The sequence below is a fragment of the Pectobacterium odoriferum genome (assembly GCF_009931295.1).
Classification (GTDB): Bacteria; Pseudomonadota; Gammaproteobacteria; order Enterobacterales; family Enterobacteriaceae; genus Pectobacterium; species Pectobacterium odoriferum.
The window spans coordinates 4,341,150-4,356,517 of sequence record NZ_CP034938.1 but is presented as its reverse complement, the minus strand read 5'-3'; the positions used below and the strand labels follow the sequence as shown (position 1 = coordinate 4,356,517).

The following is a 15,368-nucleotide window of genomic DNA, read 5'->3' as shown; positions in this document are numbered from 1 at the left end:
TATCTTCCCTGCTGATGATCCTGCGTTACGCGAACACCATTTCAATGAGAATAGTTATCAGTCTTATTGATGCGTTTTCATGGTAATGGTAAGGTGAGCGCCAATTAAGCAGAAAGCGCTGTTCTGTTTTCATTCCACGTATTTCCACTAACCGCAGGCCTGATTCTGGGCGTTAAACAGGATGAGGGTATCTTCCCGCTCATGCTAAAACGACTCTTTTCCATTGAGGATTTCTTCGACATCGGTGAACGTTACGGGATTGATTACCACTTCCCGCAGTTGTCGTCCTGCCGTGAGCGCGCGAAAGAAAAGCGTATCGTGGTGCAGGGCGATGTCGAAGAGATGACGCTGTCCTCTGGGATTTGCCTGACGAATTCCAACGTGCGCGTGTTGCAGCCTTACGAATCAACGTCTTTGCACTGCTGCCCGTTTTATACGTTGGTAGTGCTGGAAGGTCGCGTCGCGCTGCGTCTGAACGGCAAGGAATTTGTCGTGCGCTCAGGTATGGCATTCAGCACCCGACTGGGTGACCCATTAGTCATGAACGCCAGCCACCTTGCGGACTGTCACCTTCGTACCGTGTCGCTGGGTATCTTCCCCACCACCTTCGCTTTGGATCCGCTGTTGGGCTCGCTGCTGAATGAGTGGGAACAGGGCGGTAATCCGACGTTTTTATGGCAGGTTCCCGGCTATTTATTATCTGGGTTGCAGTATGCGCTGGAAAACACCACGCCGGGGCTATCACGCCAGCTGATGCTGGAAGGTGTGATGCTACAGCTGCTAGGACAAGGCCTGTCATTCGGGCAACGTGGGGGAGAACGGCGCGTATTGCCCCCGCCCGGCGAACAGGATCGACTGGAGAACGTTCGGCGGCTTCTGGCCCAGCAGCCTGAAAAAGAGTACACCCTCAATGAACTGGCGCAGATGGCGGCGATGAGCACCAGCAGCCTGCGTACCAAATTTCGTCAGGCGTATGGTCATTCGGTTTTTGACTATCTGCGCGATTGTCGGCTGGAATTGGCCCGGCGCTATCTGGTGCAGGGATACAGCGTTCAGCAGGCGGCCTGGATGTCGGGCTACCAGCACGCGACCAACTTTGCCACGGCTTTCCGGCGGCGTTACGGTATGGCACCGAGCGATGCACGCATGGTCAGCTAACGTTTCCTTCCTTATCAACATCAATCCATATCAACTCATTGACCCTTTACGCCTGACTTTTCCGCCGTGCCGCTCGTCTGGCGTTTTCTCGCTGAGTTCCCGTTTTGTCATTGCGCATACGTAAGCTGTCACTGCGCATAGCTATCGTCAGACCGAAAACGGTAATAATTCTTATTTACAACAATAAGGTCTGTGGAGATTCCCATGTTCAGAAAAACGCGGCTGGCGCTGGTGGTTAGCTGTTTCACCAGTGGATTGACGGTGTCGGCACTCGCGCAGGATACGCCCTCTTCTTCTCAGGGCGAGACGCTAGTCGTGACGTCTCAAACACAACGTGGTGCAACCAAGCTGGAAACGCCCGATATTGAGACTCCTCAGGCCGTTTCTATCATTACGCGCGACCAGATTCAGGAGCAGGGTGCGACCAGCGTTCGTCAGGCGGTCGGTTATACGCCGGGCGTGTATAACAACCAAATCGGCGCGTCCAACCGTTTTGACTACATGGTACTGCGCGGCTTTTCCGATGGCAGTCTCGATAACGTCTATCTCGATGGGCTGAAGATGATGGGGGATACCAACTCCCATAGCTCACTGGTTATCGATCCCTGGTTCCTCGACAGCATTGAAGTGGTCAGAGGCCCGGCGTCCGTACTCTACGGGCGTTCTTCTCCAGGCGGGATTGTGGCGCTGAATTCCCGTCAGCCGTCGTTTGATCGCAGCGGACAGATCAAACTGTTCGCAGGCAATAATGCGCAGCGTGGCGCGGCGTTTGACGTTACCGGTCCGTTGGATGATGACGAACGTTTTGCGTTCCGCCTAGGCGGGATGGTGCGTGAGGCGGATACCCAATTTGGGCCGCTGAAAGAAGAACGCTATGCGATTGCGCCTAGCCTGCTGTGGCGGATTTCCGACAAAACCCGTCTGGAATTGATGGCTTACCTGCAACGCGATCCTGAGGGCGGCAGCCATTCGGGTTTACCGTATGAAGGCACGGTGGTGGCGCATAACGGGCAGAAAATCTCGAACACCTTCTATGAAGGGGAAGAGAATTATGAGAAATACGACCGTAAGCAAAACATGGTGGGATACAACTTTGAGCATGGTTTTGATAGCGGCTGGGCGGTGCGCCAAAAAGTACGTTATCTGCGTACCAAAGTGCACTTGGATCAGGTGTACGCCTATGGTTGGACGCAGCCTAACGCCGACACGCTGACCCGTTACTACTCGGGTTCCCGCGAGTCACTGTCTGCGTTAACGTTAGATAACCAGCTTGATGGTAGCGTGGATACCGGCGCGGTTAACCACCGTCTGCTGGTGGGAATCGACTATCAGCAGCGTAATAACAATATGGACTGGCCTTCGGGTTCCTTCCCTGCAATCGATGCGTTTAACCCTGTCTACGGCTCTGGTCCAACGGCCATGTCCGGCACGCTGGAAAAGCACAAGCTGCAACAGACTGGCATCTATATGCAGGATCAAATGAGCTGGGAGCGCTGGCGCTTAACGCTGGGCGGTCGCCACGATCGAGTGAAAGTGACCCACGTTAACCACACCAACGGCACACACAGTGAGTTGGATAAAAACAACTTTAGCTCGCGCGCCGCCTTACTCTACCTATTTGATAATGGCTTTGCGCCGTATGTCAGCTATTCCACGGCCTTTACGCCAACCAGCTTCGCTGATGATAACGGCAACGTGCTGGAACCGATGAAAGGCAAGCAGTGGGAAGCTGGGATGAAATATCAGCCTGAAGGTTCTCAGGATCAATACAGCCTGTCGGTATTCCGTATTAATCAGAAGAATGTGGCGACGAAAGTTCAGCCTAACGATCCTTACCGCTCCGTGGGGGAAATCGAGTCTGAAGGGGTGGAACTGGAGGCTGTGAGCCATATTACCGACAATCTGCGTCTGCAAGCGGCCTATACCTATACGGATATTCGCTATAAGAAAAGCAGCGTAGCCGAGCAAGGAAAACGTGCGGTGTACGCGCCGCGCAATCAGGCCAGCGCCTGGGCCAGCTATGATGTTAAAAGCGGTCCGCTGGACGGCCTGACGCTTGGTTCTGGCGTGCGTTACGTGAACGGTGTGACTTCCGATCGCGCCAATACCCACACGCTGCCTTCTTATACGCTGGTGGATATGGCGGTGGGATACGATCTCTCGAAGGTCGGTCTGAAAGGGCTGAGTGCGCAGCTTAACGTCAACAACCTGACCGACAAACGCTACGTGGCGGCCTGTAACTCGCTGGAGTTCTGCTACTTCGGTGCCGAGCGCAGTGTCGTCGGCAGCGTCTCTTATTCGTTCTGATCGCGTGTTTTGCAGCAATAAAACGAAAGCCGGGTTTCCCCGGCTTTTTCACATCTTATGTTAGCTAACGATCAATACAGGCCAATCGCTTTCCACCACAATAGGCCAGCGCTCATGAAAATCGCCTGATTCACCAGACTGACGACGAAACCGGTACGCCACCAGACGGCGGTGGGCACGTAGCCTGCGCCGAACAGGATGGGGCCGCGCGCGTGTGTATATTGCGTCAGTGAACAGTACAGGCTGCTGGTAAACGCCAGCATGAACGCCATTGGCACCGCTGGAATATTCAGGTTGATCCCGACACCGAGGAATACGGCAAAAAGCGCGGCGATCTGCGCGTTGCCGCTGGCGAAGAAATAGTGAGTGTAGAAATAGGCGGCGTTCAGTAGCAACAGCACCAATACCCAACTGGTTCCCTGCATTAAATGACCGATATTGCTGCCGATGAGATCGCCAAACCAGTTGGTGAAGCCGAGCTTTTTCAACTGATTTGCCATCATCAATAGGGCGGCGAACCAAATCAGCGTATCCCAGGCTCCTTTTTCACTCTTCACGTCTTCCCAGCTTAGTACGCCAGTTAACAGCAGGAAAGACAGCCCGACGAACGAGGCCGTCGTGGCATCCACGCCTAGTTTATCGCCAAAAATCCACAGCACCAGCAGCAGGACAACGGTGAATGCCATCAGCCATTCACCGCGGCTCATGTGGCCCATCTTTGCCAGTTCAGCGACGGCCAGTTTTGGTGCATCCGGCGTATGACGAATTTCCGGCTTGGTCAGCCAGTAGACGAGCAGCGGGACAACCGCCAGAGAGATTAAACAGGGTACGAGCGCCGCCAGAAACCAGCTTCCCCAGGTAATGGTCACGCCCGCGTTGGCCGCGAGCTTCACCGCCAGCAGGTTGCCGGTGTAAGCGGTCATAAACAGCGCCGCCGTCACGTCGTTAACGTTACCGATACAGGTAATCAGGAAGGTACCAATCTTACTGCGCGAGGCATCTTCCGGTTTGGAGTCGAAGCTGCGCGACAGCGAATCGGCAATGGGATAAATAATCCCGCCGCAGCGTGCGGTGTTGCTCGGCATCGCGGGGGAAAGCACCAGATCGGCAAAGGCCAGCCCGTAAGCCAAACCCAGCGTGCGTTTTCCCAACATACGGATCATCTGCAAGGCGATGCGGCGGCCCAGCCCCGTTTTGATAAAGCCGCGCGCGATCATGAAGGCGACAACAATCAGCCAGATCAACGAGCTGTTCAGGTCGCTGAGCGCGGTTTGTATCGCACCGCTGGCCGTTTTATCTCCCGCGGCGTACGTCAGCGCAAAGAGCGTGATACTGATAATGCCGATGGCCCCAATCGGGAGAACATTCGCGACAATACATACGATCGTGGCCACGAAAATGACGGCGGAGTGCCAAGCGGCGGGGCTTAGGCCGGTTGGGGGTTCCATGTGCCAAAAAAAGGCGGCGATGGTGAGAATAATGATTAGCGGGAGCCAGTTCAGTCCATATGAGGTTTTCGTCTTCATCCATTTTCCTTACTCGAGGGCTGCAAGATTGTGCAGCGTTATAACCCATAAGAGTTATAGGGATAAAAAGAGCATAGCGCTAACCGGGAAAGGCGCGAGGCAAAATTATCGGCTTATTGATTTGGATTCTGTTTTTTAAATATTGTCAGTTAATTAATTTTTATCAGTCCTTGAACGCTGGACGATTTTGCTTTGGCGCGGGCTGCCTCGCAGTACGGTCTGCCAACATCTGGTAAGATGGTTGTTCATTACGTCATCAACACGTTTTATTTCATCAACACACGTTTAGCTGGAGGCGCGGACTTTTTGTTAACACTGCTGAATCTCCTTTCTGCGATTGCGTTACTGGTATGGGGCACTCACATTGTCCGTACCGGTATCATGCGGGTTTATGGCACCCAATTACGGCGGGTTCTCAGCGATAGCGTTGAGAAAAAACCGTTGGCTTTTATGGCTGGCATTGGCGTCACTGCGCTGGTGCAGAGCAGCAATGCGACCGCGTTGCTGACCACCTCTTTTGTCTCACAGGGGCTGGTGGCATTAACGCCTGCGCTGGTGATTATTCTCGGGGCGGATGTCGGTACGGCACTGATGGTGCGAATTCTGACGTTCGATCTGTCTTGGCTTTCTCCACTGCTGATTTTTCTGGGCGTGATATTTTTCCTCAGCCGTAAGCAGACGCGGGTGGGTCAGGTTGGCCGCGTGGCGATTGGGCTCGGGCTCATTTTGCTGGCGTTGGAAATGATTGTCGTGGCCGCAGCTCCGATCACGCAAACGTCGGGCGTGAAGGTGCTGTTTTCCTCGTTGACGGGCGACGTCATGCTGGACGCACTGGCTGGCGCGCTGTTCGCGGTGATTACCTATTCCAGTCTGGCAGCCGTGCTGCTGACGGCAACCTTGACGGCAAGCGGTGTGATCTCGTTGGAAGTGGCGATGTGTCTGGTCATCGGTGCCAATCTGGGCAGCGGCTTACTGACGATGATGAGCACCTCGACGCAGAATGCGGCAGGCCGACGCGTCGCGCTCGGCAGCATGCTGTTCAAGCTGATAGGCTGTTTGGTTGTGCTGCCGCTGGTTGAACCGCTTTCGCGCTGGCTGACACGTATTCCGTTAAGCGCCGAAGAGCTGGTGATCTACTTCCACCTGTTCTACAACCTGATTCGTTGCTTGCTGCTGATTCCGCTTACCGGCGTGGTGGCGCGGCTGTCCTGTGCGATGATTGCTGATTCGCCGCAGGTCGATCTCCAGATGAAACCGCGTCATCTGGACACCAGCTCGCTGGATACGCCAGCGCTAGCGCTGACCAATGCTGCACGGGAAACGCTGCGCATTGGCGATGTGCTGGAGCAAATGCTGCGTTTGTACCGTGAAGTCTTACAGGGCGACCATATGCAGCGGCGGGAGATTCGCCGACTCGATGATGATGTCGATATCCTTTACACCGCGATTAAGCTCTATCTGGCGCAGATTCAGAAAGACGGATTGGATGAGCGAGATTCCCGGCGCTGGGCTGAGGTGATCGAGGTGGCGCTGAATCTGGAACAGGCGGGGGACATTATCGAACGTATGGCCGATGACATTGCCAATCATTCATCTGGCGTACGCATGGCGTTTTCCGCGCAGGGGCTGGAAGAGTTGAACCACCTGCATGAACAACTGCTGGCGAATCTGCGTCTGGGGTTGTCGGTTTTCCTGTCGGAGGATATCACCAGTGCGAAACGCCTGCGCCGTGCCAAGCACCGCTTCCGCATTATGAACCGCCGTTATGCGCATGCGCATGTTGATCGCTTACATCAGCACAACGTACAGAGTCTGGAAACCAGTTCGCTTCATTTAAGCTTGCTTGGAGACATGAACCGACTGAATTCACTGTTCTGTGCGGTAGCGTATAACGTCTTGATTGTGCAACAGGATGGGGAAGAAGAACGCGAAGAGTCACCGCTGACGTTGTGATTCCCTTTGTGGAAATTTTTATTCAGATTAAGATGCGGTTTCGTGCGCGATAATGCCGCTATTTTCATGCTACGTCGTAGCACGCGCCCGACATGGGGCGGCTCAAACGCCGCTCGCCCCATGACCCTCAGGCTTTTGGCGCAAATTATGCCGCTGACGCGGTTCCATCGGTGTTCCTGACCGCTAGTCGAGCCGCCAGTGACGCGTTCCCTACGCGGCACTGGCTTTCGCGACGTCCTGTCGCTCACTCGGCGGTCAAGCCCACCGCTGCATAATTTTTTACGCCGGATAACGGCAAAACCCACGATGCCTCTGTATTTGTGACTAAGAGACTGCGCGCTGATGGAGAATTTACTCGAACAGGCTGCGGTGCAGTGTCTGTACCACTCGCTCGGCGTCATCACCCGGTACTAAGAAGCACAGGTTGTTGCTGCTGGCGCCGTAGCAGATCAGGCGAATACGGAACGGCTCCAGTACGCCAAATACTTCTTTCCCGACGCCACAGGCCTGAGACAGATTGTTTCCGATCAGCGCGACCAGCGACAGATTCTCTTCAACCTCAACCCGACACAGCGATGACAGCTCGGTCAGCAAGGCGCTGGATAGCAGGCTGTCGCCCGTTGAGGTGGAGCCCGTGGTGTCGAGCGTCAGCGCGACGTTGACTTCTGACGTCGTGATCAGGTCAACGGAGATGTTGTGACGCGCCAGAATGCTGAACACTTCTGCCAGAAAACCGCGAGCGTGTAGCATGTTCAGGCTATACAACTTAAGCAGCGTTTGTTTACGACGCAGCGCCAGCGCGCGGAACAGCGGCGGATTTTCAGTTTTATTGCACACCAGCGTACCGCCAGCGGCCGGATCTTTGCTTGAGCCGACAAACACCGGAATATCGCTACGCACCGCAGGCAGCAGCGTGGCCGGGTGCAGGACTTTCGCGCCAAATGTCGCCATTTCGGCGGCTTCTTCAAACATAATTTGGTCGATGCGTTTTGCGGTCGGCACCACGCGTGGATCGGTGGTGTAGATGCCGGGAACATCGGTCCAGATATCAATCCGGCTGACGTTGAGCGCTTCGCCCAGCAGCGCCGCCGTATAATCGCTACCGCCGCGACCCAGCGTGGTCGTGCGACCTTTCGCTTCGCTGCCGATAAAGCCCTGAGTGATCACCAGACCTTGCTCAAGACGCGGCTGTAACTGGCTGCGAGTCAGTTCACCTAAAACCTCGAAGTCTGGCTGTGCACGGCCAAAGTGATCGTCGGTACGCATGATTTTGCGTACATCAAACCACTCAGCCACAACATCACGCTGGCGCAGAATCTCGACAAACAGCAGGGTAGACATGAGTTCGCCGTGGCTAACCAGTTCATCGGTCAGGGCGTTAGACGTCGCGAGTGCCGCCGCTTCAGACAGCGTGGTGACGCTGTCCAGCATGCGATCAATCTCATCGCGAATCACGCTTTGGTTGGCCAGTTTGTCGATGATGGCGTATTGGATTTGGCGGATTTTCGCCAGATGCTCGGCACGCGTTTCGGGCGTTTGACCTTCCGCGAGCGCGACCAGTAAATTGGTGATACCTGCCGACGCCGACAGCACCACAACGCGCACATTCGGGTTGGATAACACCACATCGGCACTGCGATTCATGGCGTCAAAGTCCGCCACGCTGGTGCCGCCAAATTTGGCAATAACGGTAGAGTTCGCGTTTGCGGATACTTCAATTGCAGACATGTCAAAAAACCTCGTGTCAGGGGGTAGGCTGTTTTCAGTAAACAGCATTCCATTAATCAGCCTTGGCACAGGGGGGAGAGCAAAAGTAGGGGGCAGGCGTAGAAAATCACTACGATACACCCAGAAGCGCTCCACCTTGCTGGACGTCCATCAGGACTAATCCGGTGACAACCCAGAGGATTCAGCCTCTGTAGTCGATAGGGTGAAAGCCGTATTTCACCGCATCTCGGCGTCGCTCCCCCTCGGATATCATCAGCGGATTACGGTTCCTCCGATATCTTACCTGGGCGACGCGCCTCTTCTGGCTTGCACACCGAGTGTGCAAGTACGGTGTTAGAAATAACGGGTTATGCCGTTTCTGTCAATAAACAATCTGCCTGCAAACGACAAGCTGTCAGTAAACGACAGGGCATAAACCGCTTTTAGCAAGAAAAGGGATCTCAATCGGGATTTTAAGGGATACAATCGATTCAGTCACTTTGAACTCATGCTTAGAGAGAAAGTCGCATTATGAAAAATATTAATCCAAGCCAAACTGCCGCCTGGCAGGCATTACAAACCCATTTTGATACGATGAAAGAGGTGCAAATCAGCGAGCTGTTTGCACAAGATAGCAATCGTTTCGCGCATTTTTCCGCGACGTTCGACGATCAGATGTTGGTGGATTTCTCCAAAAACCGCATCACGGCAGAAACGATGGAAAAACTGCACGCGCTGGCACGGGAAACCGACCTGTCTGCGGCGATTCAGTCCATGTTTGCTGGCGAGAAAATCAACCGTACGGAAGACCGCGCTGTTCTGCACGTTGCCTTGCGTAACCGCAGCAACACGCCGATTCTGGTGGATGGCAAAGATGTGATGCCGGAAGTCAACGCGGTGCTGGCGAAGATGAAAGATTTCAGCGAACGCGTGATTGGCGGTGAGTGGAAAGGCTATACCGGCAAAACAATTACCGACGTGGTTAACATCGGTATCGGCGGCTCCGATCTGGGCCCGTTCATGGTAACGGAAGCGCTGAAGCCTTATAAAAATCATCTCAATATGCACTTTGTCTCCAACGTTGACGGCACGCATATCGCTGAAACGTTGAAGCCACTGAACCCAGAAACCACACTGTTCCTCGTCGCGTCGAAAACGTTCACCACGCAGGAAACCATGACCAACGCACACAGCGCTCGCGACTGGTTCCTGAAAACGGCGCAGGACGATAAACACGTTGCCAAGCACTTTGCCGCGCTGTCCACCAACGCGAAAGCTGTCGGCGAATTTGGTATCGATACCGACAACATGTTCGAATTCTGGGACTGGGTTGGCGGACGTTACTCCCTGTGGTCGGCGATTGGCCTGTCGATCATTCTCTCTCTGGGCTTTGATAACTTTGAAAAACTGCTCAGCGGTGCGCACGCGATGGACAAGCACTTTGCTTCCACGCCAGCGGAGAAAAACCTGCCTGTGCTGCTGGCGCTGATCGGCATTTGGTACAACAATTTCTTCGGTGCCGAAACTGAAGCGATTCTGCCGTATGATCAATACATGCACCGTTTTGCTGCCTATTTCCAACAGGGAAATATGGAATCCAACGGGAAATCTGCCGATCGCAACGGCAATCCAGTGGATTACCAGACTGGGCCGATTATCTGGGGTGAACCGGGTACGAACGGCCAGCATGCCTTCTACCAATTGATCCATCAGGGCACCAAGCTGGTTCCGTGTGATTTCATTGCGCCAGCGGTTAGCCATAACCCATTAAGCGACCATCACAGCAAGCTGCTGTCGAACTTCTTTGCACAGACGGAAGCGCTGGCGTTTGGTAAGAGCCGTGACGTGGTGGAAGCGGAATTTGCGGCGGCAGGTAAAAGTGCAAAAGACGTGGAACACGTCGCGCCGTTTAAAGTATTTGAAGGCAATCGTCCAACCAACTCTATCCTGCTGCGTGAAATCACCCCGTACAGCCTGGGTGCGCTGATTGCGCTGTATGAGCACAAGATCTTCACTCAGGGCGCGATCCTGAACATCTTCACATTCGATCAGTGGGGCGTGGAGTTAGGGAAACAACTGGCGAACCGTATTCTGCCAGAGCTGGAAAATGACAGTACGATCGACAGCCATGACAGTTCTACCAACGGACTGATCAACCGCTTCAAGGCGTGGCGTAACTAATCGGGCCTGTGCCCTTTGGTTTTTCAATCGCAAGGAGGAAGACATGCAGGTTCGTATTTTGTTGGGGCTATCAGCAGCCGTTTTGCTGGCGGGGTGCAGCAGCACCAGTCAACTCAGCGCAGCTGGGCAAGCCGTGGCGTTCACGGATACCAAGCCAGGAAGCGAATGTCAGCTGTTGGGGCAAGCCAGCGGTAGCCAGTCTAACTGGCTGGCGGGGAATCATAGCGACGGCAGTTCTATGCGCAGTGCGGCAAACGATCTGCGCAATAAAGCGGCGGCGATGGGAGGTAATACCATCTATGGCGCAACCAGCTCGAGTGAAACCTTCTGGTCAAGCTTTGCGCCGCTAGACAGCAAGATCAACGGCAGCGTTTACAAATGTCCTTAAGCTAAAGAAAAACTGGGTGAGAGTGGGGAAACCTACTCTCACCTGATTGTTTTCCCAATAGATTACTCACCGTAGTGGTTCGGCGTCGTCCTGATGCTGTTTCATCCCTAAATCCAACGGCGTTTTGCTGGCTTCCCCACCGATTTCCCGCGCCAGACGGGGCACCAGATAGCCGGATACCTGCTTAAGCAGCGCTTTAACTAAGACGCGCGCCTCGTTGTCATCTACCAGAAAATGCGCGGCACCCTGAACCTTATCCAGTACGTGCAGGTAATAAGGCAGAATTCCTGCGTCAAATAGCGCATTGCTGAGTCGGGCGAGCGTCTCTGCGTTGTCATTCACCCCGCGCAGCAGCACGCTTTGGTTGAGCAGCGTCACTCCTGCGCGGCGTAAACGCGCCATACTTTGTGTTAAATCAGGATCAATTTCCTGCGGATGATTAATATGTGTCACCAGCAGCACTTGAAGCGAACTGCGTGACAGGCGATCGCACAATGCGTCGGTAATGCGTGCAGGGATCACCACAGGTAAACGGCTGTGAATGCGCAGGCGTTTCAGATGTGGGATGTGTTCCAACTCGGTGATCAGCCAGTCCAACTCGTGGTCTTTGGCCATCAGCGGGTCGCCACCGGAAAAAATAATTTCATCCAGTTCTGGGTGCTGGCGGATATAATCCAGCGCCTGACGCCAGTTTGCCTTGTTGCCCTGATTATCCTGATAGGGGAAATGGCGGCGGAAGCAGTAGCGGCAGTTTACCGCACAGCCGCCTTTTACCAGCAGCAGGGCGCGGTTGTGATATTTGTGCAGTAACCCCGGAACGACGCTGTGTTGTTCATCAAGCGGGTCATGGGTGAAGCCTGGGGTGGCGATAAACTCCTCACGCGCGGTCAATACCTGTAGCAGCAACGGATCGTCAGGATTACCTTTTTGCATCCGTGCAGCGAATGCGCGCGGTACACGCAACGCAAAAAGCCTGCGAGCATCACTGCCTTGCCGGAGTTTAGCGTGATCGTTCAGAGCCAAAAGTTGCAGTAATTCATCAGGATCGGTAATTACGTCCGCAAGTTGCTGCAACCAATCTTCTCTGGAAGGTATATTTAGGGTTACAATGTGTGCCATTTTTTGGCTTCGTACCAGTATCAAATTGTAGAGGGCCTTTATGGCGACTTATTCTAGCAACGATTTCCGTTCCGGTCTTAAAATCATATTCGAAGGCGAGCCGTATGCCGTCGAATCCAGTGAGTTTGTTAAGCCGGGTAAAGGCCAGGCTTTTGCTCGCGTAAAAATGCGTCGCCTGTTGACGGGCTCTCGCGTTGAAAAAACCTTCAAGTCTACCGATTCTGCAGAAGGCGCAGATGTCGTTGATACCAACATGAACTACCTGTACAACGACGGTGAGTTCTACCACTTCATGCACCCTGAGACGTTTGAACAGCATCAGGTTGAAGAGAAGACCGTTGGTGATGCGGCAAAATGGCTGCAAGACAACGCCGAATGTATCGTTACTCTGTGGGATGGTCGTCCTATCGCTGTTCAGCCACCGAATTTCATCGAAGCTGAAATCACCGATACCGATCCAGGTCTGAAAGGCGACACTGCCGGTACTGGCGGTAAGCCAGCAACGCTGAGCACTGGCGCAGTCGTTAAAGTGCCATTGTTCGTGCAGATCGGCGAAGTTGTCAAAGTTGACACCCGTTCTGGCGAATACGTATCACGCGTTAAATAATTAATGCGAAAAAGGCCGCCTTCTGTGAGGGCGGCCTTTTGGTTTACTCCTCATTTCAGTCTCCCTTTTTTATTTGCCCGCCTTATAAAGTCTTCCACAACAATCAAAATTGGCTACGCTTAAAAAGCAGTCACTTTCGTACCGTTGAAATCCTACTCTCATAAAGAAGGAACCGAGTATGTTGAAGAAAGCGTTTGTTGCCATTTTCTCTCTGGTTATTCTCTCAGCAGTGGTTGGGTGCAATACCACCCGAGGTGTTGGACAAGATGTTGAAGCGGGCGGGAAGGCTATTCAGCGCAGCGCCCAATAGCCCAACGTGGGAAATAAATCGTAATAACTTTTCCGAGTGGAAGAAAATGCCGTGATGGTGTTTTCTTCCCCGCGGCGAGATAATGTGAAAGTGGATCACTCGGAGAAGTAATAATGTCGCCTCTTTTCATTACTGTCGGCATGCTGACGTTGAGTAATATATTTATGACGTTTGCCTGGTACGGGCATCTACGCTATTTCAGTGGTCGAACCTGGATAATTGCTGCATTGATCAGTTGGGGGATCGCATTATTTGAATACCTCTTGCAGGTGCCAGCAAATCGGATTGGTTATCAGGTTGCCTCTGCCGGTCAATTGAAAATATTACAGGAAGTGATCAGCCTTTCCGTATTTATCCCTTTTTCCATGTTCATTTTAAAAGAACCGTTCCGCACTGATTATATTTGGGCGGGGCTGTGCCTGCTGGGCGCGGTTTTCTTTATGTTCCGCGATAAGATTATGGGATAACCCATACCCGTCATACTTCAAGCTGCTTGTGCGTTGGCCGCCCTCACTCACCCCAGTCACTTACCTAAGTAAGCTCCTGGGGATTCGCTCGGTTGCCGCCTTCACGCAACTCGAATTATTTAGGGTATAGCCGTTTTACCCCATTGTTGCGGTCGATATGCTCTGATTACTGATTGACCCAGATAAGCGCCTCTGTCGGGAAGCCGTAGCGTTTGGCTGCAGCGACGAGTTTGTCGCGTGTTGCAGCATCCAACGTTGGCGTGCGTGAGAGTATCCACAGGTAGTCACGGTTCGGCCCGCAAATCAGAGCGTAGCGGTAGTCGTCGTCCAGTTCAATAATGTTGTAGCCGCCATAGAACGGCCCGAAGAACGACACTTTTAGTGCGCCCTGTTGAGGCGAACCCGTGAAATACGCTTTCCCGATGCTCTCTTTCCATTCCTGTTTTTCGACGTTAAAGCCACGATTGATCACCTTGATACCGCCATCATCCCGCGGGCTGTAGGTTGCCGTTACACGCTCCATGTTGCGTTCAAAGCGGTGGTCGAGGCGGGCGATCTCATACCATGTGCCGAGGTAGCGATTAACGTCAAAATTTTCCACGACGGTGACGTTATCGGGCGGCGTCACGCTACAGGCGACAGAAAAGAGTGCTATCAGCGCGGCAACGCACGCTTTCCCACGTCGTCTGATTTTGAAGAGCAGGCTTTTGAATAACGTGGTGTTAAAGCGAATAGCGTTAAAGGGCATCATATTGACATCTCATCGTTTTCATCTCTGTTCCAGTGTAGACGATGGATGTGGTCAGGCGGGGAAAATAAAACGGCCTGCAATATCGTGCAGGCCGTTAAGTACAGATTCACATCTACAGCGTTGTATCTACAGAGTGATAACACCGATGACGGTAACCACAGTCAGGATTGCCGCCAAGCCGTAAAACACCCATTTCCCGGCAGGAACGTGGATTTTCAGGTCATGCATCGCATGGTGGATACGGTGCAGGCCACACCAGAGCGGCAGCACAATCATCAGCAGTAAAAAGACGCGGCCGATGAAGCTCTGGCTGAACGTGGCGATGCGCTCATAGGTTAACGCGTCCGGGAACAAGCCCAGGGGCAGCATCACACCGACCAGCAGGATGATCACTGGAGCGAAGAACGCGCTCCACATCCCACCGGCGCCGAACAGGCCCCAGAAAGGCGGTTCGTCAGAACGTTTTGGCGTTGGGTTAATCACGTTATTTCTCCTGTTCAGAATAGTAAGGCGATCGCCAGAACGGCTACGGTTACCACCACGGTGACAGCCCACAGCCCTTTAATGATTGGCTCCGGCCCCATTTTCTCATCTTTAATCACGATGATGCTGGCCTTTGGTGCCAGTTCAAACCAGGTTTTGGTATGCAGTGCGGCGGCCAGCAGAGCAACGATATTAATCAGCAGCACCAGTGGGTTTTGCAGGAAACTGACGAAGTTTGCCCAGCCCTCTGGCCCATTTTTCAGCGCGAAAACGCCAAACATCAGTACGATGCTGAACCAGACGGCAGGGACGGCAGTCCCTTCACGCAACATATAAAAGCGGTAGAACCCCAGCTTTTTCCACCAGGTCGGCGACATACCGCGAACATACGCTTTACGTTTAGATGTCATC

14 protein-coding genes and 1 riboswitch are annotated in these 15,368 nt (G+C 53.5%); of the genes, 8 read left to right on the top strand and 6 right to left on the bottom strand.

Going from position 1 to position 15,368, the window contains the following annotated elements; genetic code table 11:
* Positions 1-201: 201 nt before the first annotated feature.
* Positions 202-1,158: a helix-turn-helix transcriptional regulator gene (locus tag EO763_RS19595; RefSeq protein WP_161529957.1), complete on the top strand. Its 957-nt coding sequence runs from the start codon at positions 202-204 to the stop codon at positions 1,156-1,158.
* Between the two features lie 204 nt (positions 1,159-1,362).
* Complete coding sequence (foxA, locus tag EO763_RS19590; protein ID WP_161529956.1) at positions 1,363-3,465, top strand: ferrioxamine B receptor FoxA; 2,103 nt, start codon at positions 1,363-1,365, stop codon at positions 3,463-3,465.
* Between the two features lie 71 nt (positions 3,466-3,536).
* Here the strand turns inward: foxA and EO763_RS19585 are convergent, their stop codons facing one another.
* Positions 3,537-4,991, bottom strand: coding sequence for a DASS family sodium-coupled anion symporter (locus tag EO763_RS19585; RefSeq protein WP_161529955.1), 1,455 nt, complete (start codon positions 4,989-4,991; stop codon positions 3,537-3,539).
* A 306-nt stretch (positions 4,992-5,297) separates the two neighbouring features.
* Here EO763_RS19585 and EO763_RS19580 point away from each other — a divergent pair, with 306 nt between their 5' ends.
* Positions 5,298-6,944 carry a Na/Pi cotransporter family protein gene (locus EO763_RS19580; protein ID WP_105879826.1) on the top strand — a complete coding sequence of 549 codons (1,647 nt, stop codon included), beginning with the start codon at positions 5,298-5,300 and terminating at the stop codon, positions 6,942-6,944.
* A gap of 351 nt (positions 6,945-7,295) precedes the next feature.
* Here the strand turns inward: EO763_RS19580 and lysC are convergent, their stop codons facing one another.
* On the bottom strand, positions 7,296-8,672 hold the full coding sequence (gene lysC / locus EO763_RS19575) for a lysine-sensitive aspartokinase 3 (protein ID WP_161529954.1): 1,377 nt from the start codon (positions 8,670-8,672) through the stop codon (positions 7,296-7,298).
* A 116-nt stretch (positions 8,673-8,788) separates the two neighbouring features.
* Positions 8,789-8,981: riboswitch (Lysine riboswitch) on the bottom strand.
* Between the two features lie 201 nt (positions 8,982-9,182).
* On the opposite strand from lysC, the gene pgi reads away from it, so the two are divergent.
* Together pgi and EO763_RS19565 are read left to right on the top strand one after the other, a co-directional pair.
* Positions 9,183-10,832: a glucose-6-phosphate isomerase gene (gene pgi / locus EO763_RS19570; protein ID WP_161529953.1), complete on the top strand. Its 1,650-nt coding sequence runs from the start codon at positions 9,183-9,185 to the stop codon at positions 10,830-10,832.
* Between the two features lie 43 nt (positions 10,833-10,875).
* Positions 10,876-11,220, top strand: a complete 345-nt coding sequence (locus EO763_RS19565; protein ID WP_161529952.1) for a DUF4156 domain-containing protein — start codon at positions 10,876-10,878, stop codon at positions 11,218-11,220.
* 66 nt (positions 11,221-11,286) lie between these two features.
* On the opposite strand, the gene epmB is transcribed toward EO763_RS19565, so the two are convergent.
* The gene (gene epmB / locus EO763_RS19560) at positions 11,287-12,339 is read right to left on the bottom strand and encodes an EF-P beta-lysylation protein EpmB (protein WP_161529951.1); all 1,053 of its coding nucleotides are present in this window, start codon (positions 12,337-12,339) and stop codon (positions 11,287-11,289) included.
* A gap of 40 nt (positions 12,340-12,379) precedes the next feature.
* On the opposite strand from epmB, the gene efp reads away from it, so the two are divergent.
* From efp to EO763_RS19545, 3 genes are all read left to right on the top strand, one after another.
* Positions 12,380-12,946 (top strand): elongation factor P, encoded by a 567-nt coding sequence (gene efp, locus EO763_RS19555; RefSeq protein ID WP_010295533.1) that lies wholly within the window; start codon positions 12,380-12,382, stop codon positions 12,944-12,946.
* A 178-nt stretch (positions 12,947-13,124) separates the two neighbouring features.
* A complete protein-coding gene (locus EO763_RS19550; RefSeq protein ID WP_005972977.1) occupies positions 13,125-13,256 on the top strand; it encodes an entericidin A/B family lipoprotein in 132 nt (43 codons plus the stop codon).
* A 113-nt stretch (positions 13,257-13,369) separates the two neighbouring features.
* Positions 13,370-13,723, top strand: a complete 354-nt coding sequence (locus EO763_RS19545) for a DMT family protein (protein ID WP_005972979.1) — start codon at positions 13,370-13,372, stop codon at positions 13,721-13,723.
* A gap of 166 nt (positions 13,724-13,889) precedes the next feature.
* Here EO763_RS19545 and EO763_RS19540 read toward each other — a convergent pair whose 3' ends face one another.
* From EO763_RS19540 to frdC, 3 genes are all read right to left on the bottom strand, one after another.
* Positions 13,890-14,474 (bottom strand): lipocalin family protein, encoded by a 585-nt coding sequence (locus tag EO763_RS19540; RefSeq protein ID WP_161529950.1) that lies wholly within the window; start codon positions 14,472-14,474, stop codon positions 13,890-13,892.
* Positions 14,475-14,600: 126 nt separating this feature from the next.
* Positions 14,601-14,957: a fumarate reductase subunit FrdD gene (frdD, locus tag EO763_RS19535; RefSeq protein WP_161529949.1), complete on the bottom strand. Its 357-nt coding sequence runs from the start codon at positions 14,955-14,957 to the stop codon at positions 14,601-14,603.
* Between the two features lie 14 nt (positions 14,958-14,971).
* Positions 14,972-15,367 (bottom strand): fumarate reductase subunit FrdC, encoded by a 396-nt coding sequence (gene frdC / locus EO763_RS19530; RefSeq protein WP_010295522.1) that lies wholly within the window; start codon positions 15,365-15,367, stop codon positions 14,972-14,974.
* Between the last annotated feature and the right edge of the window lies 1 nt (position 15,368).

Bases quoted from the DNA above. Each gene is read 5' to 3' on its own strand.
- EO763_RS19595 (WP_161529957.1), top strand. From the start codon at position 202: ATGCTAAAACGACTCTTTTCCATTGAGGATTTCTTCGACATCGGTGAA.
- foxA (WP_161529956.1), top strand. From the start codon at position 1,363: ATGTTCAGAAAAACGCGGCTGGCGCTGGTGGTTAGCTGTTTCACCAGT.
- EO763_RS19585 (WP_161529955.1), bottom strand. From the start codon at position 4,991: ATGAAGACGAAAACCTCATATGGACTGAACTGGCTCCCGCTAATCATT.
- lysC (WP_161529954.1), bottom strand. From the start codon at position 8,672: ATGTCTGCAATTGAAGTATCCGCAAACGCGAACTCTACCGTTATTGCC.
- pgi (WP_161529953.1), top strand. From the start codon at position 9,183: ATGAAAAATATTAATCCAAGCCAAACTGCCGCCTGGCAGGCATTACAA.
- EO763_RS19565 (WP_161529952.1), top strand. From the start codon at position 10,876: ATGCAGGTTCGTATTTTGTTGGGGCTATCAGCAGCCGTTTTGCTGGCG.
- epmB (WP_161529951.1), bottom strand. From the start codon at position 12,339: ATGGCACACATTGTAACCCTAAATATACCTTCCAGAGAAGATTGGTTG.
- efp (WP_010295533.1), top strand. From the start codon at position 12,380: ATGGCGACTTATTCTAGCAACGATTTCCGTTCCGGTCTTAAAATCATA.
- EO763_RS19550 (WP_005972977.1), top strand. From the start codon at position 13,125: ATGTTGAAGAAAGCGTTTGTTGCCATTTTCTCTCTGGTTATTCTCTCA.
- EO763_RS19545 (WP_005972979.1), top strand. From the start codon at position 13,370: ATGTCGCCTCTTTTCATTACTGTCGGCATGCTGACGTTGAGTAATATA.
- EO763_RS19540 (WP_161529950.1), bottom strand. From the start codon at position 14,474: ATGATGCCCTTTAACGCTATTCGCTTTAACACCACGTTATTCAAAAGC.
- frdC (WP_010295522.1), bottom strand. From the start codon at position 15,367: ATGACATCTAAACGTAAAGCGTATGTTCGCGGTATGTCGCCGACCTGG.